Annotated in this window: 29 protein-coding genes and 2 tRNA genes; 18 read left to right on the forward strand and 13 right to left on the reverse strand. The window is 65.4% G+C overall.

The window, feature by feature from the left end:
- Positions 1–104: 104 nt before the first annotated feature.
- The 9 genes from pheT (at position 105) to O0J15_RS10290 (ending at position 6,116) form a co-directional block, all read left to right on the forward strand.
- The gene (gene pheT, locus O0J15_RS10250) at positions 105–2,501 is read left to right on the forward strand and encodes a phenylalanine--tRNA ligase subunit beta (protein WP_308305597.1); all 2,397 of its coding nucleotides are present in this window, start codon (positions 105–107) and stop codon (positions 2,499–2,501) included.
- 27 nt (positions 2,502–2,528) lie between these two features.
- Entirely contained in the window at positions 2,529–2,828 is a 300-nt protein-coding gene (locus tag O0J15_RS10255; protein ID WP_005410432.1) for an integration host factor subunit alpha, read from the forward strand.
- Positions 2,809–3,165, forward strand: a complete 357-nt coding sequence (locus O0J15_RS10260) for a MerR family transcriptional regulator (RefSeq protein WP_005410431.1) — start codon at positions 2,809–2,811, stop codon at positions 3,163–3,165. Before O0J15_RS10255 ends, O0J15_RS10260 begins: the two co-directional genes overlap by 20 nt.
- A gap of 68 nt (positions 3,166–3,233) precedes the next feature.
- Positions 3,234–3,310 (forward strand) — tRNA-Pro (locus tag O0J15_RS10265).
- Between the two features lie 606 nt (positions 3,311–3,916).
- Entirely contained in the window at positions 3,917–4,558 is a 642-nt protein-coding gene (locus tag O0J15_RS10270; protein WP_171952888.1) for a hypothetical protein, read from the forward strand.
- Between the two features lie 38 nt (positions 4,559–4,596).
- Positions 4,597–5,160 (forward strand): M35 family metallo-endopeptidase, encoded by a 564-nt coding sequence (locus O0J15_RS10275; protein WP_308305598.1) that lies wholly within the window; start codon positions 4,597–4,599, stop codon positions 5,158–5,160.
- A gap of 229 nt (positions 5,161–5,389) precedes the next feature.
- Positions 5,390–5,459, forward strand: a tRNA-OTHER gene (locus tag O0J15_RS10280).
- Between the two features lie 118 nt (positions 5,460–5,577).
- Positions 5,578–5,778 (forward strand): hypothetical protein, encoded by a 201-nt coding sequence (locus tag O0J15_RS10285; RefSeq protein ID WP_171952885.1) that lies wholly within the window; start codon positions 5,578–5,580, stop codon positions 5,776–5,778.
- On the forward strand, positions 5,775–6,116 hold the full coding sequence (locus tag O0J15_RS10290; protein WP_021202184.1) for a low molecular weight protein tyrosine phosphatase family protein: 342 nt from the start codon (positions 5,775–5,777) through the stop codon (positions 6,114–6,116). Before O0J15_RS10285 ends, O0J15_RS10290 begins: the two co-directional genes overlap by 4 nt.
- On the opposite strand, the gene O0J15_RS10295 is transcribed toward O0J15_RS10290, so the two are convergent.
- The gene (locus O0J15_RS10295) at positions 6,095–6,544 is read right to left on the reverse strand and encodes a GNAT family N-acetyltransferase (RefSeq protein WP_171952883.1); all 450 of its coding nucleotides are present in this window, start codon (positions 6,542–6,544) and stop codon (positions 6,095–6,097) included. The two genes, O0J15_RS10290 and O0J15_RS10295, sit on opposite strands and share 22 nt — an antisense overlap.
- A gap of 85 nt (positions 6,545–6,629) precedes the next feature.
- On the reverse strand, positions 6,630–7,139 hold the full coding sequence (locus O0J15_RS10300; protein WP_111102445.1) for a DUF3011 domain-containing protein: 510 nt from the start codon (positions 7,137–7,139) through the stop codon (positions 6,630–6,632).
- A 243-nt stretch (positions 7,140–7,382) separates the two neighbouring features.
- Here O0J15_RS10300 and O0J15_RS10305 point away from each other — a divergent pair, with 243 nt between their 5' ends.
- On the forward strand, positions 7,383–7,778 hold the full coding sequence (locus O0J15_RS10305; RefSeq protein ID WP_019660558.1) for a hypothetical protein: 396 nt from the start codon (positions 7,383–7,385) through the stop codon (positions 7,776–7,778).
- A gap of 24 nt (positions 7,779–7,802) precedes the next feature.
- Here the strand turns inward: O0J15_RS10305 and O0J15_RS10310 are convergent, their stop codons facing one another.
- Positions 7,803–8,495 (reverse strand): aspartate/glutamate racemase family protein, encoded by a 693-nt coding sequence (locus tag O0J15_RS10310; RefSeq protein ID WP_026347077.1) that lies wholly within the window; start codon positions 8,493–8,495, stop codon positions 7,803–7,805.
- 86 nt (positions 8,496–8,581) lie between these two features.
- On the opposite strand from O0J15_RS10310, the gene O0J15_RS10315 reads away from it, so the two are divergent.
- The 5 genes from O0J15_RS10315 to O0J15_RS10335 all read left to right on the forward strand — a co-directional run bounded on the left by O0J15_RS10315 (position 8,582) and on the right by O0J15_RS10335 (position 10,897).
- Complete coding sequence (locus O0J15_RS10315; protein ID WP_308305599.1) at positions 8,582–8,893, forward strand: metalloregulator ArsR/SmtB family transcription factor; 312 nt, start codon at positions 8,582–8,584, stop codon at positions 8,891–8,893.
- Positions 8,893–9,243: an SRPBCC domain-containing protein gene (locus O0J15_RS10320; protein ID WP_134735700.1), complete on the forward strand. Its 351-nt coding sequence runs from the start codon at positions 8,893–8,895 to the stop codon at positions 9,241–9,243. The genes O0J15_RS10315 and O0J15_RS10320 overlap by 1 nt, the downstream gene beginning before the upstream one ends.
- A gap of 37 nt (positions 9,244–9,280) precedes the next feature.
- Positions 9,281–9,889 carry an ATP-dependent Clp protease proteolytic subunit gene (locus tag O0J15_RS10325; RefSeq protein ID WP_155029888.1) on the forward strand — a complete coding sequence of 203 codons (609 nt, stop codon included), beginning with the start codon at positions 9,281–9,283 and terminating at the stop codon, positions 9,887–9,889.
- A gap of 98 nt (positions 9,890–9,987) precedes the next feature.
- The gene (locus O0J15_RS10330) at positions 9,988–10,629 is read left to right on the forward strand and encodes a LysE family translocator (protein WP_308305600.1); all 642 of its coding nucleotides are present in this window, start codon (positions 9,988–9,990) and stop codon (positions 10,627–10,629) included.
- 94 nt (positions 10,630–10,723) lie between these two features.
- Positions 10,724–10,897, forward strand: a complete 174-nt coding sequence (locus tag O0J15_RS10335) for a DUF1328 domain-containing protein (protein WP_021202178.1) — start codon at positions 10,724–10,726, stop codon at positions 10,895–10,897.
- Between the two features lie 22 nt (positions 10,898–10,919).
- On the opposite strand, the gene O0J15_RS10340 is transcribed toward O0J15_RS10335, so the two are convergent.
- From O0J15_RS10340 to O0J15_RS10355, 4 genes are all read right to left on the reverse strand, one after another.
- Entirely contained in the window at positions 10,920–11,252 is a 333-nt protein-coding gene (locus tag O0J15_RS10340; RefSeq protein WP_019660551.1) for an SMR family transporter, read from the reverse strand.
- Positions 11,249–11,455: a hypothetical protein gene (locus O0J15_RS10345; RefSeq protein ID WP_229301557.1), complete on the reverse strand. Its 207-nt coding sequence runs from the start codon at positions 11,453–11,455 to the stop codon at positions 11,249–11,251. The genes O0J15_RS10340 and O0J15_RS10345 overlap by 4 nt, the downstream gene beginning before the upstream one ends.
- A 246-nt stretch (positions 11,456–11,701) precedes the next feature.
- Entirely contained in the window at positions 11,702–11,935 is a 234-nt protein-coding gene (locus O0J15_RS10350; protein WP_019660549.1) for a DUF1653 domain-containing protein, read from the reverse strand.
- Between the two features lie 12 nt (positions 11,936–11,947).
- Positions 11,948–12,232 carry a hypothetical protein gene (locus O0J15_RS10355; protein WP_308305601.1) on the reverse strand — a complete coding sequence of 95 codons (285 nt, stop codon included), beginning with the start codon at positions 12,230–12,232 and terminating at the stop codon, positions 11,948–11,950.
- A gap of 400 nt (positions 12,233–12,632) precedes the next feature.
- Here O0J15_RS10355 and O0J15_RS10360 point away from each other — a divergent pair, with 400 nt between their 5' ends.
- From O0J15_RS10360 to O0J15_RS10370, 3 genes are all read left to right on the forward strand, one after another.
- Positions 12,633–12,839: a hypothetical protein gene (locus O0J15_RS10360; RefSeq protein ID WP_021202175.1), complete on the forward strand. Its 207-nt coding sequence runs from the start codon at positions 12,633–12,635 to the stop codon at positions 12,837–12,839.
- A gap of 133 nt (positions 12,840–12,972) precedes the next feature.
- Complete coding sequence (locus tag O0J15_RS10365) at positions 12,973–13,536, forward strand: DUF3011 domain-containing protein (protein ID WP_308305602.1); 564 nt, start codon at positions 12,973–12,975, stop codon at positions 13,534–13,536.
- Positions 13,537–13,704: 168 nt separating this feature from the next.
- Entirely contained in the window at positions 13,705–13,908 is a 204-nt protein-coding gene (locus tag O0J15_RS10370; protein WP_005417823.1) for a hypothetical protein, read from the forward strand.
- 143 nt (positions 13,909–14,051) lie between these two features.
- Here O0J15_RS10370 and dxs read toward each other — a convergent pair whose 3' ends face one another.
- From dxs to O0J15_RS10400, 6 genes are all read right to left on the reverse strand, one after another.
- Positions 14,052–15,959, reverse strand: a complete 1,908-nt coding sequence (gene dxs, locus O0J15_RS10375) for a 1-deoxy-D-xylulose-5-phosphate synthase (RefSeq protein ID WP_308305603.1) — start codon at positions 15,957–15,959, stop codon at positions 14,052–14,054.
- 107 nt (positions 15,960–16,066) lie between these two features.
- The gene (locus tag O0J15_RS10380; RefSeq protein WP_019660544.1) at positions 16,067–16,732 is read right to left on the reverse strand and encodes an HNH endonuclease; all 666 of its coding nucleotides are present in this window, start codon (positions 16,730–16,732) and stop codon (positions 16,067–16,069) included.
- A gap of 597 nt (positions 16,733–17,329) precedes the next feature.
- Positions 17,330–19,120, reverse strand: a complete 1,791-nt coding sequence (locus O0J15_RS10385) for an acyl-CoA dehydrogenase C-terminal domain-containing protein (RefSeq protein WP_308305604.1) — start codon at positions 19,118–19,120, stop codon at positions 17,330–17,332.
- A gap of 65 nt (positions 19,121–19,185) precedes the next feature.
- Positions 19,186–19,662: an LEA type 2 family protein gene (locus O0J15_RS10390; protein WP_010486516.1), complete on the reverse strand. Its 477-nt coding sequence runs from the start codon at positions 19,660–19,662 to the stop codon at positions 19,186–19,188.
- Between the two features lie 162 nt (positions 19,663–19,824).
- Positions 19,825–20,376, reverse strand: coding sequence for a lipocalin family protein (locus O0J15_RS10395; RefSeq protein ID WP_308305605.1), 552 nt, complete (start codon positions 20,374–20,376; stop codon positions 19,825–19,827).
- A gap of 97 nt (positions 20,377–20,473) precedes the next feature.
- Positions 20,474–21,049 carry a hypothetical protein gene (locus O0J15_RS10400; protein ID WP_171952872.1) on the reverse strand — a complete coding sequence of 192 codons (576 nt, stop codon included), beginning with the start codon at positions 21,047–21,049 and terminating at the stop codon, positions 20,474–20,476.
- Between the last annotated feature and the right edge of the window lie 15 nt (positions 21,050–21,064).

Here is a 21,064-nt window from a genome sequence, read left to right on the forward strand (position 1 = left end):
CCGGGCCATGCTCGGCTGCCTTTCTGGATGGACGCCTCCTTGCGCATGCGCTGGGCGACCACAAAAACCGCAACGGGAGGCACGCCTCCCACCAGGGTGACACCATGAAATTCTCCGAAAACTGGCTGCGCAGCCACGTCCCGACCTCCGCCTCGCGCGATGAGCTGAGCGCGGTGCTGACCGCCATCGGCCTGGAAGTGGAAGAAGTATCCGCGCTGGGCGAAGGCCTCGATCACGTGGTCGTGGCACGCATCGTCGAGGCCGCGCGCCACCCGGAAGCCGATCGCCTGCAGGTGTGCAAGGTCGATGCCGGGCAGGGCGAGCTGCTGCAGATCGTCTGCGGTGCGCCGAACGCCCGCGCGGGCCTGGTCGCGCCACTGGCGATGGTCGGTGCGCAGATCGGCGAGCTGAAGATCAAGCCGGCCAAGCTGCGTGGCGTCGAGTCCAACGGCATGCTGTGCTCGGCCAAGGAGCTGGGCCTGGACAACGATGCCTCCGGACTGCTGGAACTGCCCGATGACGCCCCGGTCGGCCAGACCCTGGTCGACTACCTGGGCCTGCCGGACGCCAGTATCGAAATCAAGCTGACCCCGAACCGCGCCGACTGCTTCAGCCTGCGCGGCATCGCCTACGACGTCGCCGCCGCTACCCGCAGTGAAGTGCTGGATTTCGCCGCCGACGCCATTCCGGCTGCCGGCAGCCGTGAGCTGGCCATCCAGCTCGACGCTGGCGCCGAAGCGCCGCGTTATCTGGGCCGTGTGATCGAGGGCGTCAACGCTGCCGCCAAGACCCCGCTGTGGATGGCCGAGCGCCTGCGCCGCAGTGGCGTGCGTCCGGTCTCGCTGCTGGTCGACATCACCCAGTACGTGATGCTGGAACTGGGCCAGCCGATGCATGCCTACGACCTGGCCACCCTGCAGGGCAGCATTGCCGTGCGCCGTTCGCGCGCGGGCGAGACGCTGAAGCTGCTGGACGGCCGCGATGCCGCGCTGGACGACAGCTTCCTGGTGGTCACCGACGCCGATCGTGCGGTCGGCCTGGCCGGCCTGATGGGCGGCTTCGACACCCGTGTCACCGACGCGACCACCGCCGTGTTCCTGGAGGCCGCGCACTTCGCGCCGGCCGCGATCATGGGCCGTGGCCGCAAGCTGGGCCTGCACACCGATGCCGGCCACCGCTTCGAGCGCGGTGTCGATCCGGCACTGCCGCGTACCGCGATCGAGTACGCCACCCGCCTGGTGCTGGACCTGGCCGGCGGTACCCCGGCGCCGGTCACCGAAGCTGTGCGCGAGGCCGATCTGCCGCAGCCGGCCACGATCGTGCTGCGCCGCACGCGCATCACCCGCGTGCTTGGCATCACCATTGACGATGCCGAAGTCGAGCGCATCCTGCGTGCGCTGGGCATGGACGTGGCCGCCACCGCCGACGGCTGGCAGGTCACCGCGCCGAGCCGCCGCTTCGATATCGCCATCGAAGAGGACCTGATCGAAGAACTGGCCCGCATCCACGGTTACGAGCAGATCCCGACCACGCTGCCGGGCGGTGCCTCGCGCGTGGCGATGCCGAGCGAGACCCAGCTGGACGCGCTGAGCGTGCGCCGCCAGCTGATCGCTCGCGACCTGCAGGAAACCGTCAATTTCGCCTTCGTCGACGACGCACTGCTGGCCCAGTGGCAGCTGCGCGACGCTCTGGTGCCGCTGGCCAACCCGCTGTCGGCCGAACTGGCGGTGATGCGCCCGTCGCTGCTGCCGGGCCTGGTTGCCACCCTAGGCCGCAATGCCGCTCGCCAGCTCGGCCGCGTGCGCCTGTTCGAGCTGGGTCGGGTGTTCGCCCAGCAGGCCGGAGATGCGTCGCTTGGCGAAAGCCAGCCGGCACCGCTGGAAACCCCGCGCGTGGCCGCTGCGGTCTGCGGTGATGCGCAGGCGGTGCAGTGGGGCCTGCCGACCCGCAAGGTCGATTTCCATGACCTGAAGGGTGACCTCGAATCGCTGGCGGCCGCCAGTGGCGCGCAGCTGGAGTTCCGTGCGTCCACCCGCGCCTACGGCCACCCGGCGCGTTCGGCCGAGGTGTTGCGCGATGGCGTGGCGATCGGCTGGATCGGCCAGGTTCACCCGCGCCTGGCCAGGGCGATGGACATCGAAGCCGACGTCTACGCCTTCGAACTGGACCTGGAACCGCTGACCGCCCGCCGCCTGCCGCGTGCCGGCGAACTGTCGCGCTTCCCGGCGGTGCGCCGCGACCTGGCATTCCTGGTGCCTGAACAGGTGGCCTGGGCCGATCTGGCGGCGACCGTCCGCCAGGCCGCCGGCCCGCTGCTGCGCGACCTGAACCTGTTCGACCGCTATGTCGGCCAGGGCGTCGAGCCGGGATTCAAGAGTCTCGCTATGGGCTTGATTTTGCAGGACAAGTCGCGCACTCTGACGGACCGCGACGTGGATGCGGTGGTGGCCGAGGCGGTCACTGCCATCGAGCGTGAACATCACGCCCGGATCCGCGGCTGAGCGGGCAGCACTCGGGGGTAGCAGGCAATGGCATTGACCAAGGCGGAGATGGCGGAAAAGCTGTTCGACGAAGTCGGTCTGAACAAGCGGGAAGCCAAGGAATTCGTCGACGCGTTTTTCGATGTGCTGCGTGAAGCATTGGAACAGGGACGTCAGGTGAAGCTGTCGGGCTTCGGTAATTTCGATCTGCGGCGCAAGAACCAGCGCCCGGGTCGCAACCCCAAGACCGGCGAGGAAATTCCGATTTCCGCCCGTACGGTGGTCACCTTCCGTCCGGGCCAGAAGCTCAAGGAGAGGGTGGAAGCTTATGCTGGATCCGGGCAGTAACCGCGAACTACCGCCGATTCCGGCCAAGCGCTACTTCACCATCGGTGAAGTCAGCGAGCTGTGCGACGTCAAGCCGCACGTCCTGCGCTACTGGGAAACCGAGTTTCCCAGCCTTGAGCCGGCCAAGCGCCGAGGCAACCGCCGCTACTACCAGCGCCACGACGTGCTGATGGTCCGGCAGATCCGCAGCCTGCTGTACGAACAGGGCTACACCATCGGTGGTGCACGCCTGCGTCTGGACGGTCCCGATGCCCGCGAGGAATCGGCGCTGAGCAACCAGATCATCAAGCAGGTGCGCATGGAGCTGGAAGAAGTGCTGCAGTTGTTGCGCCGCTGATCCCATTTCCATCGTAATCCGCTATACTTCACGGCCCGCCGCACTGGCGGGCACATCGCAGCATCAGTCGGGGCGTAGCGCAGCCTGGTAGCGCATCTGCCTGGGGGGCAGAGGGTCGTCGGTTCGAATCCGGCCGTCCCGACCAAAAGCAGCGATAGAACAAGGGCTTGCGCCATACGGTGCAGGCCCTTCTTCGTTGTGCACCCTATCGCCACCCTATCGAATGGCGAGGATGCCCGTGTTGATCTCGGTCCACGGCCTTTCGTGGCCTTCCAGATACACCTCGGTCATCGCCGGCGAGCTGTGTGTGAGAAGGTGCTGCACTTGTTCTTCCGACCAACCTCGACGGTTGTGTGGAAGAGCACCGCCAAGCCTGCGGATCTCCTGGAGTGACACCTGATGCATGCCGATCCAAGCTGATTGACTCGCGGACGTCCTGGAACTCGCGGCTCTCCGCTGATGCGCTCGATTGCCAGGCGAAAGGCGTAGTTCTTCGACGCTTCACTGAAGTCCAACGGTCTCGCCGGCGATGGCCTTTGCGATGATGGCCGAGCTCGGCACAGTGGCGTAGGCGCGGTAGCAAAAGATCCTGGAGGTCAGTGCCTGCAAAAACGTGATTCTTATGGCGGTTCGAAAATTTAATCTGCGGTTCGGGGAAGTCCTACAGATCGATGGCTGAGGTTCGGGTTGGAAAATGCTGATCTGTATGTTAATAACGCATCCTGAATCATGGAAGAAGGCGGGTGGCGGAATGAAATCACCCATTAAAGTGGCAATGCTGTTCATCGCGCTTTGTAGCAGCAATGTTGCGATGGCCGACGCTCGGCTACAAGTCGAAATAGTTCCGCTGAAGGGCGACCTGGGAGAAACTTCAATCGCGTTGAAGCTCTCGAATGTCGGTGACCAGGTTGCGGTAGTCGCTGAGTCTTCTCTGCCGACGCTCAATGCTCGCAAAATGTTGTTGGATGATCCCTTCATAGTGAAACAGCAGGATGGGCGCGAAGTCCAGTTCTTCGGGATAATGAGGGATACGCTCTCCGAAACTCCGAGTTCTTTGTCCATACCTCCTGGCGGCAGTTTCAGCCTAGATATAAATCTTGCAAGTGGCTATAGTCTGTCGCCAGGGCTGAGTTACACCATTGGCTTGCGAGCCCCGATTTCCTATCGCACCGCCGACGGCAGGAATGCGGAAGCTGGGCCCATAAAGCGGCAATCAGGCAAGTGGCAAAGTGCGTATCCCGCACCCCGCACGGTTGTTGTACCCGTTACTGGAAGAACAATGAAGCAAGCCCGGGCGGGGGAGTTTCTTGAACCTGTGGCATGTGTCGATCCGGCCGGCACCCCGCCTTCGGCCAAAAAAGTGCAATTTTTCAGAGTGTATTGGCTGGGGTAACGATTGGTGCAGGAAATGCGCTGAGCCAGCTCCAGCAGATGACTGAGGTCGATACAACATCTGAAACTGAGTTGTGGCTGAGGTTCAGCCCCTCAGTTCACTATACGCGCTACTTCGGGGAGCATGGCCCGGACGTCAACGTCGTTGCCGGTGAAGATGTCAACGAAGATGATGCGCTGGTTGATAGCACTTTGATGGCGATCATCTGGAGAATTTCGGGAGACGGAGTGACCCCGAAGCCGCCGGTGTCCCTCTCCTGCCGGTGCAATGCTGACGAAGTGCCGGCAGACACCATTGCTTATGTGCAGTCAGGTGCTCCATACGTAATTCACGCATGCCCTGTATTTTGGTCCCTATCTATGCTGCCCGCCAATCACATTGGTGAACCCTCAAAGGTTGGCACGATGGTCCACGAGTTCACTCATTTTACTGACGACAAGGGCATGGCGCTGCGGCATCCGCCGGTCCCCGGCGAGAATTTCTCATCTCTTTCGTACGCACTAGAGTTGGCGGCCAGCTCACATCCAGGCGCTGTTCGATTCCCGAACGCGTACAAGTTTTTCGTTTTGGGTCAAGCACACGGTTTTTCTCCGCCGGAATAGTCCGAGGCAGGAGGGTGCGGTCATTGGAGCCCGCCAAGCCGCCGCCGGTGACCAAGCTCCGTCCGAGCGACGCCCGTAGGGCGTAGATGAGGGCAGGGCCGCAGCAGATGCGGAGCCATGTTTAGTCCCGGTGGCTGCAACCCTATCAGCGCGGAAGTAATTGATTGAATTGGGCCTCAATCGGCACTTATGGGAGGCCCGGTGCAGGCCTGAAACCCTTATAGATCAACGGGATGGGGCAACCAGTGATGATGCCTGGGGGCAGAGGGTCGTCGGTTCGAATCCGGCCGTCCCGACCACTGTGATGAATCAAGAAGCCCGCGCAGCGATGCGTGGGTTTTTTTTGTGCGTGCGGTGTATGCTGCGCGCCACTCGTACTACCGCGGCTGCTGAACCCGGTACTCACGAGAACACATCATGGAATCTGCAAGAAACCGTGCCTGGCGTCGCAGCCAGGCCCGCAACCGTGGTGGCGGCCGCGCCACGACTGCCTACAGCTACAAGCCCGAGAAGAACTGGAAGCTGCTGTATACGCGCGATGCCAAGCTCGCGCGCGCACGCCAGCTGGGCTTCACCTATCCGGTCCTCAGCGCCCGCCAACTGCAGGAACAGGAATGATCAACCTGCTGTTCGTCTGCAGCCGCAACCAGCTGCGCAGCCCGACCGCCGAAGCCATGTGGCGACGGCGGCCCGGCTTCAACGCGCTGTCGGCCGGTACCAGCCCGCACGCACGACGCCCCATCGGCCCGGCGGATATCCGCTGGGCCGATGTCATCTTCGCGATGGAGGCCAAGCACCAGCATCGCCTGCAGGCCACGTACGCGCGACTGCTGGAACACAAGCGCCTGCATTGCCTGGACATCCCCGACGACTATCGCTGCATGGATCCGCTGTTGATGGACCTGCTGGACGCCAAGGTGGCCGTGTATCTCGATCAGCTGCCGGCAAAGCAGTAGATCAGTTCCGGATCGCCTTCGTCCAATCCATGCACGATGCCACTTTCGATGAAACCCGAGGCGGCGAGCAGGCGTTGCATGCTGGTGTTGGATGCATTCGTCGAAGTAAACAGCTTGCCTTGCCCCTGCAGCGCGATGGCATGGCGCAGCAGGGCGGCGCCGGCGTCCTGTCTGCGTTGTTCGCGCGCCACCATGAGCATCTCGACGAAGGCTTCGCCGAAGAAATGACGATGGATGACCAGGTAACCGGCCAGCTGGCCGGACCGTTCGGCCACGTGCATGCCACCGCTGGCCTGCCAGTCGCTGATCTGCCGTGCGCGCCGCGGATCGTGGGCCGCAACGCTGTCGAGCGCGATCAACGCGGGAACGTCGGCGGGCATTGCCTCGCGGATATGCAGCGTCGTCGAGGAAGGATCGGGCGGCACCATCGAAGCTCCTGGGCTGGTTGCGCCCAGTCTATCGATCACGTCGGCCGTGTCCGCGCATGCGCCACAGCCAGCGCGTGGCAGGCAGTCAATACACCCGGAACTCGGCACGACAGCCGTCGCTGACCCACACGCCGCGACGGTCCCAGCCCCAGTTGCGGTCCTCGATGCAGGTCGTCACCGATTTCTGCTTGACCAGCCGCACCTCGTGGCGGACGCGGATGCGGCACTCCTTGTCCTTGTTCTCGTAGGACTCGCAGACCAGGCGTTCACCCTCGTTGTCGCGGTCACGGCCGCGGCCACGTCCCGGCCAGCGCCCGTATCCATCGGCGACGAACTCGGCGCGGCAGCCGTCGGTCACCCATAACGTGCGGCGGCTCTGGCCCCAGTTCTGGTTCTCCACGCAGCGGGTGACCGACAGTTGCCTGGCCAGGCGCATCGGGCCCTCAATGGGGCATTGCTCGGTCTTGTTGAACTGGGATTCGCAGCGCAGCGCTGGAATGTGATCAGTGTCGTGGTCCTGGGCGGCCACGGCGGTGGCGGCCAGCAGCAGGGCAAGGACGGCACCGGTGATCGGCAGCAGCGGGCGAAGGGTCATGGGGAGCCTCGAGCGGGGGATTCGGGCGGCAAGAATGACCCAGCACGGGGCCGTCGGAACGCATCGTTCCGGAAGTGGCTCAGTAAGGATTTAGTAGTGCGCACGGGCCCATGCAGAGGCTTACATCCCGTATCATCGCTGCACATCCGATCGCATCGGTTTACACCTTCTTACATGTCTTCCACGCCTGTCGGCGCAGCCTGTGGCTGCCGTCACTGGTGTGCGGGCGGCCTGTGCGGGAGGATGCGCGGACCACGACGACCACAGGGGGTTGCGTTGATCAGCAGTACCGTCATTCATCGCTCGGCCGACGCAGGCGGCGCCGAGGTGCGGGTCCTGGACACCACGTTCAAGGGCAAGCACGTGTTCACTGCCTGGGGCCTGCGCGGGCCGGAACTGACCCGCAGCGCGGACCCGGTTGCGACCGTGGCCGCACGCAAGGCGCTGCACGCGGTTGCCGGCCACAGCGAAGGGCCGCGCAGCCCGGAAGTGTTCATCGCCAACCAGTCGGCGGTGGCGATCACGGTCTATCGCCTGCTTACCGAAGCGCGCTCCGGCGATGCCATCTTCTTCCTGTGCGATTCCCAGGCGGTGGTCGAATGGCTGATCACCGCGCTGGAAGTGCAGGGCGCGGACTGATTCCGCGTTCCGGCGCGCATTGATTCACGCCAGCGCCGCGTCCACGGCGGCCCGCGCATGCAGTGCAGTGGTATCGAACAGCGGCACTGTGCTGTCCTCCGGCCGTACCAGCAGCATGATCTCGGTACAGCCGAGGATGATGGCCTCGGCGCCGCGCGCGACCAGTCTCTCGATCACGCCGGCGTAGACCTGTCGTGAGTGTTCGCTGACCACGCCGGCGATCAGTTCCTGGTAGATGATGTCGTGCACGCTGCGACGATCATCGGCTTCGGGAACCAGGACCTCCAATCCGAAGCGATCCTGCAGCCGGCCGCGGTAGAAGTCCTGCTCCATGGTGAAGGCGGTGCCGAGCAGGCCCACCTTTCGCGCCCCTGCCTGCACGATGGCCTGGGCGGTGGGGTCGGCGATATGCAGCAGTGGCAGTGGGCAGGCCGCCTCGATGCGGTCGGCCAGTTGGTGCATGGTGTTGGTGCAGACCAGCAGCAGTTCGGCACCACCGGCCTGCAGGCGCCGTGCGGCCTCAACCATGTGGTCGCCCAGTGCATCCCAGTCGCCGTCGTGCTGCAGCTGCTTGATCGGGGCGAAGTCCACCGACCACAGCAGCAGCTGCGCCGAATGTGCGCCACCGAGGCGCTGCCGCACGTCCTCGTTGATGAGCCGGTAATACTGCGCCGAGCTTTCCCAGCTCATGCCGCCGATCAGGCCAAGGGTCTTCATGCACAGCTCCATGCCGGGGAGCCGTCATTGCAGCACAGCCGATGCGGGAGTTGCACTACACATTAGTGATTGCTAATGTATTGGTCATGATCGAGAACGCCCTCTTCAAAGCGCTGGCCGACCCCACCCGCCGCCACATCTTCGAAAAGCTGGCCGAGGGCGGGCAGCATGCCAGCGCGCTGCGCGAGGGCATGGCGATCAGCCAGTCTGCGATGTCCCAGCACCTGGCGGTGCTGCGCGATGCCGGGCTGGTGAGCGAACAGCGCCAAGGCCGCTTCGTCTACTACGAGGTCGATCCGCGCGGGCTGGCTCACATCGGACGCTGGTTGCAGCGCTACCGGGCCTACTGGCCCGCGCGTATGGATGCCTTGCAGGATCTGCTGAAGGAGATGAATTGATGGACGACGTTCTGAACGAAGCGGCTCCTGCGTTGGTGATGGAGCAGTGGCTGCCAGCGCCACCGGAACGGGTCTGGCGCGCACTGTTGGACCCGGCGCTGCGTGAGCGCTGGTTGCCTGCGGCCGATCTTGCCGATCCGCAGCCTTGCCTGCGCGAGGAGGGGCGGGAGCTGGGGTTCCACCTGCGCGATGCGCATCCCCCGCATCTGCACAGCCAGGTGTGTTTCCGGCTGCGCGCGGATGAGGGTGGAGGGACGGTGCTGACCATCGTGCATCGGCTCACTGACCGGCGGTCTCTGATCCCGCCGGCTTCCAACGATGAGCATCGCACGGTGATGCGCGCGGCTTGAACCAGCGCTTGGATCGAACGCTATAGGGAGCAGGCACATGCGGGACAGGATGCAGCTGGTACCGATGGTGGTGGAACGCAGCGAGCGCGGCGAGCGTTCCTATGACATCTACTCGCGGCTGCTGCGCGAGCGCATCATCTTTCTCAACGGCGAAGTCGATGACACCGTATCGGCGCTGGTCTGCGCGCAACTGCTGTTCCTGGAATCGGAAAACCCGGAGAAGCCGATCCATCTGTACATCAACTCGCCAGGCGGAGTCATTTCCAGCGGCTTGGCGATGTACGACACGATGCAATACATCTCTGCTCCGGTGCATACGCTGTGCATGGGCACCGCGCGGTCGATGGGGTCGTTCCTGCTGATGGCCGGCGAGCCGGGTCACCGCGCGGCGTTGGCCAATGCCAGCCTGCACGTGCACCAGCCGCTGGGCGGGGTACAGGGCCAGGCTTCGGACATCGTCATCCACGCCGAGGAAATGCAGCGCACCAAGCAGCGCATCACCCGGCTGTATGCGCAGCATTGCGGACGCAGTGTCGAGGAGGTCGAGCAGACCCTGGACCGCGATCGTTTCATGAGTGCGGAGCAGGCATGCGAATGGGGCCTGATCGACCAGGTACTGGTACGGCGCGACGCGCACGCGGCCTGAGCCTGCCTCTGTAACCACCACATCCACGCTGTGCTGTATGTGCCGCGCGTTGCAGACGCACTCTATGCTGGTACGGTCTTCTGAAGTGGATGTGCGCCATGGCCCTGCATACCTGGTGGTGGTTCCTCGCCACGGTGTTCGTTCTGTGTGGCACGCCGGGGCCGAACATGCTGCATATCCTCGGCCGCAGCGTCGGACTCGGCTTCCGCGGCAGTGTACCGGCGATGGCCGGCTGCCTGCTGGCGATGCTGCTGGTGCTGGCCGCGTCCGCTGCTGGCCTGAGCGCATTGCTTCATTCCTCGCCGATGCTGTTCGAAGTGCTGCGCTATCTGGGCGTGGCCTACCTGGCCTGGCTGGGCCTGAAGGCATGGCGCGACAGCTGCCGTCCCGCGCCTGCGGTGACGGTGGATGCCGCACTGCCGATGATGCCGACGCTTGGTGCCTGGACCGTGTTCCGTGGTGGCCTTCTGGTGGGCCTGAGCAATCCCAAGCTGCTGCTGTTCGCGGCGGCGTTCCTGCCGCAGTTCGTTGACCCGTCACGTGGCCAGGCGTTTCAGTACAGCGTGCTGGTGGCCACCTTCGCCGCTTGCGAACTGTTCTGGTACGTGATGTATGCAGCCGGTGGCCATGGCCTGCGCCGCTGGCTGGCCGAACCCTTTGCGCGACGCTGGTTCGAGCGGTTGGTCGGTAGCGTGTTCCTGGCGTTTGCCGTCGCGCAGCTGCGCTTTCGTCCGCGCTGATTCACGCCGCGCACGCGGCCTGTTCACGACTGCCGCATCGGTGACGGCCTAGCCTGATCATCCAGTACGCAGTCCCCGCAGGGAAAGGTTTGACATGATCAAGTGGGCCATCATCTTCGCCATCATCGGTGTGATCGCAGGCGTGCTCGGCTTCGGTGGCATCGCCGGTGCCTCGGTCGGCATCGCCAAGTTCCTGTTCTGGGCCGGCATCATCATCGCCGTGGTGCTGTTCCTGCTCGGCATGACCGTGGCCAAGAAGGTCAGCTAGCGTTGATCGCGCAGCAGCGTGCTCAGTGCGCGCTGCTGCGCGAAAACAGGTTGATCACGAGTACACCGGCGCAGATCAGGCCGATGCCGATCAGCGCGGGTGCATCCAGGCGCTGCTTGAACACCACCAGCCCGATCAGCGAGATCAGCACGATGCCGACGCCGGACCAGATCGCGTAGGCGATGCCGGTCGGGATCGACTTCATGGTCATCGACAACAGGTAGAAGCACAGTCCATAGCCGACCAGTGCGCCCAGTGTCGGCGCCAGCCGGCTCATGCCGTCGGACGCCTTCAGCAGTGATGTGGCAATCACTTCCAGCACGATGGCAGCGGCAAGGTAGAGATAGGAATTCATTGACCGCTCCAGCTCATTGCGCTCAGTTTCAGCGCCTGTTCGGCCATGGTCAATGCGCTGGCACGTTCCTGCGCGTCCAGCGGGTAGGCCGTGGCCCAGCAGCCATTGGCAGCGTGCAGCGCGCCGCGTACCGTTGGCGTCGCCAGGATTCGGCCAGCATCGCACGCTTCCAGGACGTCAAGCGCAGGCAGCGCTGGTTCCATCGGGTTGCCCGCGCTTCGAAATCGCCGATCAGCGCGCCGGTGGCTTCATCCACCAGCAGCCAAGCCATTACGGCAGGCTACTTCGATGGTGGCCCGCAGCAGTGATTGGCGCACGCGGTCGGCTGCCTTGCAGCGCGAACAGGAGCGGATACCGGCGTGGCGGGAAGAAACTGACTGGACGGTACGACTGTAGCGCAGGCCCACCGCGTTGCCGCGCGCTGCCGGCCAAGGCCGGCAGCGGAGCCATCATGCGTCGATGCGGGCGAAACGCGGTTGCGGTCCGTGCTCGCCCGGCACCTGCTCGACGAACATGGCGTACGGGCGTACCCACAGGCCACCTTCGCCATACAGCGCGCGGTACAGCACCATCGGTTGCAGGGTCTCACTGCTGCGGACGATGTCGAGCACTTCGTACTCGCCGCCCTTGAAGTGGCGGTAGCGGCCCGGGGCCAGGGTGGGTAGCGGACTCAGCTCGGCCATGGGCGGCGCGACTCACTTGCGCGCCGGGCTGGCCGGCTTCGCGCAGTAGGCATCGATGGCTTCGGCGGTGTTGGCCAGACCCTGTGCCTGCGCCAGTTCCCACGGACGTTCGCAACGCTGGCTGTGCTCGCACCACTGGTAGCCGGCCGAACCGATGCAACCGTGGGCATCGCGGTCGCCACCCATCTTCGGCGTGGCAGGCGAAGTGGCCGCCGTATCGGCACGCGCAGCGGCCTGATGCTGGTTGGCACAGGCGGACAGCACCAGCAGGGCTGGAATCAGAAGAAGCGCTTTCATCGGGCGGGCTCCGTGCCTAAAGCGACAGTGTCTGCCGCAAATAGCCCTGCAGCAAGCGCTCAGTGCATGGCGGCGCGGATCAGTTCCTCGATCAGCACGAGGTAGCTGGCCACGAAGTAGAACTTCAGCAGCGTCCAACGCTGCTGCGAGAAGAAGGTGCGCATGTGGAAGGGGCCCCTGTTGGTGACGGTAGTGTGAAGCTCCGCCAACTCCGTGACAAGGGTCACGAAAGGGGACTCACTAAACGGCCTCAGGGATGTGATGGCGGGGGCCCTGACAGCGCGGCGCGGCATTTTCGTACAAATCTGATGGGCCATCCCGGACGCGATCGCTAGCCTGATGGGGTACCGGTGCTCAGGGCCTTCCGTCGCCGGCTTGACCCATTCCGCAGGAGTCTCCAATGGTCATTACCGTTCAATGCAATGCCCGGCACTGGTCCGTACTGGACCCGCAGGCGCATGACGCAACCCGTTATGCACGGGGCGCCGAGGCCTTCGATGTCGCCGCAGCGCGGGCCCAGGAGCACCACCGCCGCACCGGCCAGTGCAGCACGGTACGGGTCGAGGCGCTTGGCAATTCCGTGGACGCACTCCACTTCGGACGTTGACACCACCCGGCCGAGGTGCAGTCAGCCACGGTTGAGCTGTTTGAATGGGGAAAGAACCGCCTTGGGGGCGCCCCCTGTCCGCCGGGCCGCGAATCCCGGATGCTTGCGCCATCGTATTCATGTGGAGATTCCGATGGGCAAGGCACTCACCTGGCGCACGTTGGCCTGCACGCTGCTGCCGATGTTGGCCGCCGCAGGCGGCGCGCAGGCGCAGAGCTATGGCTACGGTTATGACGACGATCGCTATGGCGGTCGCGACGGCGGCGGCATCGTACGCTGCGAATCGATCAAGAACCGCAGCAATGAATGCCGCCTGGAAGGCCGTGCCCGGATGATCCGCCAGTTGTCCGGCTCGCCGTGCGTGGAAGGCGAGACCTGGGGGCAATCGCGCTACGGCGTCTGGGTCACCCAGGGCTGCCGTGCCGAGTTCGTCGGCGAGTACCGCCGCGGCGGTGGCTGGGGTGGTGGCCATGGCAACGGCTGGGGCAATGGTGGCGATGGCTGGGGCGGGGGCGAGGTGATCACCTGCCATTCCAACGGTCACCGCCAGGAATACTGCGATGCCCGCATCCGCCGTGGCGTGCGCCTGGTCCGCCAGGATTCACGCAGTGCCTGCATCGAAGGCCAGACCTGGGGCTGGGACCGCCGTGGCATCTGGGTCAGCGACGGCTGCCGGGCGCAGTTCCAGGTGAATTGAGCGCGCCCCTCGAAAATCAGAATAATCTGATACAGCTCACATTTTGAACGTCGTATCTTCTGCGAATCAGGGCACCCCTGTGTGCCCCTGATCCGTCGCGATGAAGTCTGCCGTAACCGGCACGCCCATCCCGCCACCGTCGATACGCTGCCTCAAGGAGTGAGCTGCATGTTGATCCGCCTGCAATGCGAGCAACGCCAATGGCGCGTGCTGCACCCGGACCGGCCCGAACCGATCGAGTTCCGCGACGGTGCCAGAGCCTATGATTTCGCCGAGACCCTTGCACGTCTCCACTTCGTCGACACCGGGCAGCGCGCTGCGGTGCGGGTGGAAGCCAGCGGCGCCTTCGTGGAAGCGGTCAGCTACGGCTGAGGGTTGGGGCTTCCGGCCAGATCCGGTTCTGGGACCCCGCTATCCACGCATGGCGTCGATCTACTTTGCATCTGGCGTGGGTCTGCGCCTCTGTTCCGCAGTAGATCCACGCCATGCGTGGATCCACGGATTGGCAATCGGCCTCAGCCGGCCGCGCTGAGCGGCGGTGTGCCGGCGGCCAGCTGCGGCCAGCGCTTGAGTACCGCCGCGCGGATGCCCGCGGCATCGATACCGGCTTCGGCCAGCAGGTCTTCACGGCTGGCGTGGTGCTGGTAGCTGTCGGGCAGGCCCAGGTGCAGGATGGGGCGCAGCACGCCTTCGGCGTTGAGCAGCTCACCGACGCCGGAGCCGGCGCCACCGGCCACCACGTTGTCTTCGATCGTCACCAGGCCCTCGTGCTGGGTGGCCACAGCCAGCAACAGCTCGCGGTCCAGCGGCTTGATGAAACGCATGTTGACCACGCTCAGGCCCAGTTCGCGGCCGACCTGCTCGGCGGCGGCCACCGTGCTGCCGAAGGCCAGCAGGGCGATGCGGCTGCCCTGCAGGCGCAGCTCGCCCTTGCCGATCGGCAGGGTGGACAGGTCGGTGCCGGCAGCCACGCCGGTGCCGGTGCCACGCGGATAACGCACGGCTGCCGGGCCGGGGTGCTGCAGGCCGGTGCTGAGCATCTGCCGACATTCTGCTTCGTTGGAGGGGGCCATCACCACCATGTTCGGCACGCAACGCAGGAAGCTCAGGTCGAGGTTGCCGGCATGGGTCGCGCCGTCCGGGCCGACCACGCCGGCGCGGTCGATCGCGAACAGCACATCCAGGTCCTGGATGGCCACGTCATGCACCAACTGGTCGTACGCGCGCTGCAGGAAGGTCGAGTAGATCGCCACCACCGGCTTGCCCCCCTGGGTCGCCATGCCGGCGGCGAGGGTGACCGCGTGCTGTTCGGCAATGGCCACGTCGAAGTAGCGCTGCGGGTATTCCTTGCTGAAACGCACCAGGCCGGAGCCTTCGCGCATCGCGGGGGTGATGCCGTACAGGCGCGGTTCGGCGGCGGCGGCATCGCACAGCCAGTCGCTGAACACATCGGTGTAGGTCGGCTTCTTGGCACCGGCCTTGGCCACCAGGCCCTTGTCCGGATCGAACGGACCCACCGCGTGGTAGCCGATCTGATCGCCTTCAGCCGGCTCGTAGCCCTTGCCCTTTGTCGTCATCACGTGCAGCAGCTTCGGGCCCTTGGAGGCGCGCAGCGTCTTCAGCGTGGACAGCAGGGCGGGCATGTCGTGGCCGTCGATCGGGCCGGTGTAGTGGAAACCCATTTCCTCGAACATCGTGGACGGCACGAACATGCCCTTCCAGTGTTCTTCCCAGCGCTTCACGAAGCGCGCCGGGTTGTTCTTCTTGTCACCGAGTATCTTCTTGCCGCTTTCGCGCAGCGCATTGAGCGTGCGGCTGCCGGTAGCACGGCCGAGCATCTTGGTCAGGCCGCCGACCGCCTCGGAGATCGACATGTTGTTGTCGTTGAGGATCACCAGCAGGTTCGGTTCCGGCTCCATGCCGCCGGCATGCATCAGCGCTTCGAACGCCATGCCGGCGGTCATCGCGCCGTCACCGATCACGGCCACGATCTTGCGGTCGTCGCCTTCGGACTGGCGGGCGATGGCCATGCCCAGTGCCGCCGAGATCGAGGTCGAGGAGTGCCCGACGCCGAAGGTGTCGTACTCGCTTTCCTCGCGCTTCGGGAACGGCGCGACGCCGTCCTTCTGCTTGACGGTATGGATCTCGTCGCGGCGGCCAGTCAGGATCTTGTGCGGGTAGGTCTGGTGACCCACGTCCCAGACCAGCTGATCGACCGGAGTCTGGTAGAGGTAGTGCAGGGCCACGGTGAGCTCGATCACGCCCAGGCCGGCGGCGAAGTGGCCGCCGCTCTTGCCCACCGATTCGATGAGGTAGGCGCGCAGTTCGTCGGCGACCGCCCTCAATTCGGATTCGTCGAACGTGCGAAGGTCATCCGGAGTCTGGATGCGCGCGAGGCGGGGATAGCGGGCAGAGTCGATCATCATGTTCGCACTTTTTCTGAACGCCCATTTTCGCCCTCAAACGGGGGTGGGGCAAGCAAACGCCGCCGCCCGTGACAGGACGGTGAGGGTTGCATTTTTTCAGGCGTTCAGGTGCTCAGTTTCGACCGCTTGGGCAATTGCGCCTTCAGGAAGGCCATCTGGTCGGCCAGGATGTTGCGGTTGGACAGGATCAGGTGCTCGATCCAGCTGGGCCGGTAGGGGACTGCCAGCAGGGGCATGCCGGCCTGCTGCGGGGTGCGGTCGCTCTTGCGCGAATTGCAGTGGAAGCAGGCGGTGACCACGTTTTCCCAGCAATCCAGGCCGCCCTTGGACAGCGGCACGACGTGGTCGCGGGTGAGCGTGGGGCGGTTGAACTGCTGGCCGCAGTACATGCACAGATGGGCGTCGCGGGCGAACAGGGCCGGGTTGGTCAGGTTCGGTGTCGGATCGATCGCGCGGGAGCGGGCGTGGCCGCGGGCGGCAATGATCGGGTGCAGGTCCATGCCGCTCTGCAGGCCGCTGAAGCGGTTGGTACCGCCGTGGATGTGCAGGCAGGGATCGCCCAGCGTCCAGGCAACCGCTTCGCGGGCGTAGAGGCAGGCTGCGTCCTGCCAGGTGATCCAGTCCAGTACGCGTCCGTGGGCATCAAGCGAGAGCAGCCGGACCGAACCGGGGCGATGCAGCGTCGTGGCGTTGGGCGATGCTTCGGCGCCCGGAGCAGAAAGCGGAGCTCCGGCTTCGATCAGACCCAAGCGTGTAGTGTCTGTCTCCATCGGGAGAACAGCTTATACCTGAATCATTGCGATTTGGGTATCGCCCTGTGGGCGAAACCCAAATCGCAAGATTCAGGTCCGCGCATTCCGCATCCCAGCCCGCCGATGGCGGGTTGGGATGCCCACGCATTCCTCCTATCCCCTGCGCCATCGGCGCGCCCCCCTTAACAAAGGGGGGCTTTTCTCCAGATGGATTTCGGTGGTTTTCATCCACGCATGACGTGGATCTACGCAGATCGCGGGGAACTGTCAGAGGCGGGGAGGTGTGGGTTGGCAGGACCGTTGGCGCCATGGGCCCGAGGCATGCCTCGGGCGGGTTGGGCAGGACGCCCCAACCCCGGTCTTGCCGTGTGCGCAGGACAGCGCACACGAGCAAGGCGCCATCGAGCCCCCAGGGGTGAGGGCGCTTTGCTTGCGAAGCACTGCTTCGCAAGCGCCCGAACGCCCAGCCGCCAGCGGCTGGGCCGGACCGCGGAGCGGGGTTTACGGCGTGTCCTGCCAGCCCACACCGCCCCGCCATCCACCGGGATCCAGCTGTTGCTTTGCGGTTGCCGGCCAGCGGCCGGCACTACCGCGGGTGCCGGGCGGCAGCCCGGCTCAGGCGCCGAAGCGCTCGTCGTCCATCGCCATCAGCGGGGCGGCGCCGGCCTGGATGGCGGCGGCATGGCTGAGCGTGCGCGGCAGCACGCGGGCGAAGTAGAACCGCGCGGTCTCGCGCTTGCCCTGGGCGAAGGCGGCGCCGTGCGCGCTGGCATCGGCGGCGGCCACGCTGCGGGCCCACCAGTAGGCCAGCACCACGTATCCCGAATAGAACAGGTAGTCGTAGCTGGCCGCACCCAGTTCGTCCGGGTTGGCGGCCGCGCGCTGCAGCACGTCCAGGGTCAGCTTGCCCCATTCGGCGGCCTTGGCGCGCAGCGGGCCAATGAACTCGGCCAGCGCTTCGTTGCCCTCGTGTTCCTTGGCGAAGGCTTCGATCTCGGCCAGCATCAGCTTCAGGCCGGCGCCCTGGCTGGAGGCGGTCTTGCGGCCGATCAGGTCCAGCGCCTGGATGCCGGTGGTGCCTTCATACAGCGTGGTGATGCGCGCATCGCGGGCCAGCTGTTCCATGCCGTGCTCGCGGATGTAGCCGTGGCCACCGAAGCACTGCAGGGCGTTGTAGGTGTTCTCGATGCCCCATTCGGTCTGGCAGGCCTTCGAGATGGGCGTGAGGAAGCTCACCAGGGTGTCGGCGCGCTCGCGCTCGGCGGCATCCCCGGCATGGTGGGCAATGTCGATCAGGGTGGCAGCGTGCAGCGCCAACAGGCGGCTGCCTTCGACCAGCGACTTCACCGTCAGCAGCATGCGTCGCACATCCGGGTGGACCAGGATCGGGTCGGCCGGCTTGTCCGGGAACCTGGCGCCACTCAGGGCGCGCGACTGCAGGCGCTCACGGCTGTACTTCAGTGCGTTCTGGTAGGCGCGCTCGGACAGGCCGATGCCCTGCAGGCCAACGCCCAGGCGCGCGGTGTTCATCATGGTGAACATCGCCTGCAGGCCCTTGTGCGGCTGGCCGACCAGGTAGCCCTGTGCGCCATCGAAGTTCATCACGCAGGTGACCGACCCCTTGATGCCCATCTTGTGCTCGATCGAGCCGCAGCGCAGTGCGTTGCGCTCGCCGACGTTACCTTCGCGGTCGACCTTGAACTTGGGGGTGACGAACAGCGAGATGCCCTTGGCGCCCGGAGGGGCGTCGGGCAGCTTGGCCAGCACCAGGTGCACGATGTTGCCGGTCAGGTCGTGCTCGCCGGCGGTGATGAAGATCTTGGTGCCGGTGATCGCGTAGCTGCCATCGGCATTCGGCTCGGCCTTGGTCTTCAGCAGGCCCAGGTCGGTGCCGCAGTGCGGTTCGGTCAGGCACATGGTGCCGGTCCAGCGGCCTTCGATCAGCGGCTTGAGGAAGGCCTCGTGCTGCCAGGCTTCGCCGTGCTGCTTCAGCGCTTCGATGGCGCCGTGCGAGAGCAGCGGGAAGTTGCCCCACGCCAGGTTGGCGGCGTTGATCATTTCGTTGAGCGGCACGCCCAGGGTGTGCGGCAGGCCCTGCCCACCCAGTTCCGGCGAGGCGGTCAGGCCGGTCCAGCCGCCATCGACGAACTGGTCGTAGGCCTGCTTGAAGCCGGGCGGGGTGGTCACTTCACCGGTGGCCTGGTCGAGCACGCAGCCGATCTCGTCGCCGACGCTGTTGAGCGGGGCCAGCACGGTAGCGCTGAAGCGGCCGGCTTCCTCCAGCACGGCATCGACCACGTCGGCGGTGGCGTCGGTGAAGCCCAGGCGGGCGAACAGGGGTTCGACCTTGAGCACGTCGTGCAGGGCGAAACGGAGGTCGGAAAGCGGGGCGGTGTAGCTGCTCATCGGTACGTCTCGGTTTGATCAGGGCAGGGGAGAGTGGCGCCAGGCGCCGCGACGGAAGGTGGAAATCAGCGCAGCACGCCCGGCAGGCCGGGCGCCTGGTTGAGGGTGCTGCGGCTGCTGATATCGAAGCTGCGCTGCTTCTTTTCCTGCGGCGTGGCCGCCACCGTTCCCTTCAGGCCGTAAGCCAGGGTGCGGTTGCTGGCCAGCGCGTCGGCCACCACCAGGCGTGCGGCCGAGCTGGGCACGAGGTCAACATTGATGACATCGGCTGAGGTGCCGCCAATGGAGATGCCCGGCTTGGCCTGCAGGGTGCCGGCGTCGCTGTCGCCGACGGTCAGCGCCAGCGCGACGTCATCGAAGGTCATGGGCATGGAGCTGTAGTTCTGCAGGCGCAGGGCCACGGTCCAGTTGCCGTCGGCGCGCACGGTCAGCTGCTGGAGGCTGGCCGCCGGTTCCGAAACACGCTTGACGATGCCGTTGTTGCAGGCAACAAGGGCGAGGGTGCACAGGACGATCAAGGCGATACGGAAACGGTGGAGCATGGGCGCAGTTCCTCTGAAGGGGTGCGTTGGATAAGCATACTATGGCGTATGGTCGTTTGGATCGCCTGTGGCGACCCGTCGCAGAGGGTAGCGCGTGAAGATGGCGGCCGGGCGTGCGCGGCGCCGGATGGCGCGCGCGTGGTGCGCCGGATGCGGGGAGGTTCAGTCGGTGGGTGTATCGCGGATCGGGGCCATCAGGCGCAGTGGGCCGAGGTCGTAGCCCATGGCTTCGGCTTTTTCTTTCAGCTGTTCGAACCGGGCGCGATCCATTTCCGGCAGGCGCGAGAGAATCCACAGGTACTTGCGGTCCGGTTCACCGACCAACGCCCACTGATAGTCCGGGTCCAGGGCCAGGACCCAGTAGTCGGCCCAGACCAGCGGCACCCAGCTCAGCCAGTCCGGCACGAAGCGCACCTGCAACTGGCCGGGATGGCCGGCAACCGGGCGCGCCACGCCTTCAGCAACCACGCGTTCTCCGTCGCCGTTGCGGCAGGCATTGGTAACGCTGATGCGGCCATCGCGGCGCAGCCCGTAGTTGGCGGTGATATCGCCCACGCATTGCTTCTGGAACGAAACAGGAAGATGCGCAATCTCGTGCCACTGGCCGGCGTAGCGGTCAATATCCAGCGCGTCGACCGCGCGCACCGGCTCGGCGGCCAAGGCCGGGCAGGTGGCGAGCAGCAGGAATGCGAGCAGGGCAGGGCGCAGAGGCATCGGCGTACTCCGTTCAGGAGTCCTGAGCTTAGGCGAGCGGCCAAGGCCACGTGTAAAGGTTCCATGCGCCGGCAACCATTGCCGCCGACTTTTGCAACTACTGCTCGAACGGGCGTTGACTGCGCTCGTCGCCGTCAAAAGTAAGCGTTCGCGTATGCAGCATGCCGCTGCTCATATCCCATTTGAAGGTGTCCAGCCCTCCGCCGCCGGTTCCCTTGGAATGCAGGCGTACTGCGCCGCGGGTCAGATTGTCGGTGAGCAGCAGTTGCGCGGAGCCGTCGGCGTCCACACGGAGTCCGGCCCGGTCCCGCCACCGGTCCTCGCCCTGTCCCTTCGGGGCATCCAGGGCAAGAGCGACGCTGTCGTCCTCGAATGTACTCAGGCCGCCTCGCTCGGCGCCGGAAGCATCGAAAATCAGGATGCCCGCGGCGCGGCTTCGTCGCCCGTCTTCTGCGCTGTCCTGGCCAATCTCCACCCGCACCACGCCGTGCTCGTCGAGTACCTGCAGCTGCCGCGTGCTCAAATGATCGACGTGTAATGGGGCATCGCGCTGCGAAAGCAGCCAGGCCGTGACTGCGGCCAGGCCCAGCAACAACATGGACAGCCCGGCAACCAGCCAGTGCAGGCGTCGCAGCGATTGCTGCAGTTGGGGTAGAGAAGGTGCGTCATCCATGTCATCAGTGCTCCA

Source organism: Stenotrophomonas sp. Sm10 (assembly GCF_030985515.1).
In the GTDB taxonomy this organism is placed as follows: domain Bacteria; phylum Pseudomonadota; class Gammaproteobacteria; order Xanthomonadales; family Xanthomonadaceae; genus Stenotrophomonas; species Stenotrophomonas hibiscicola.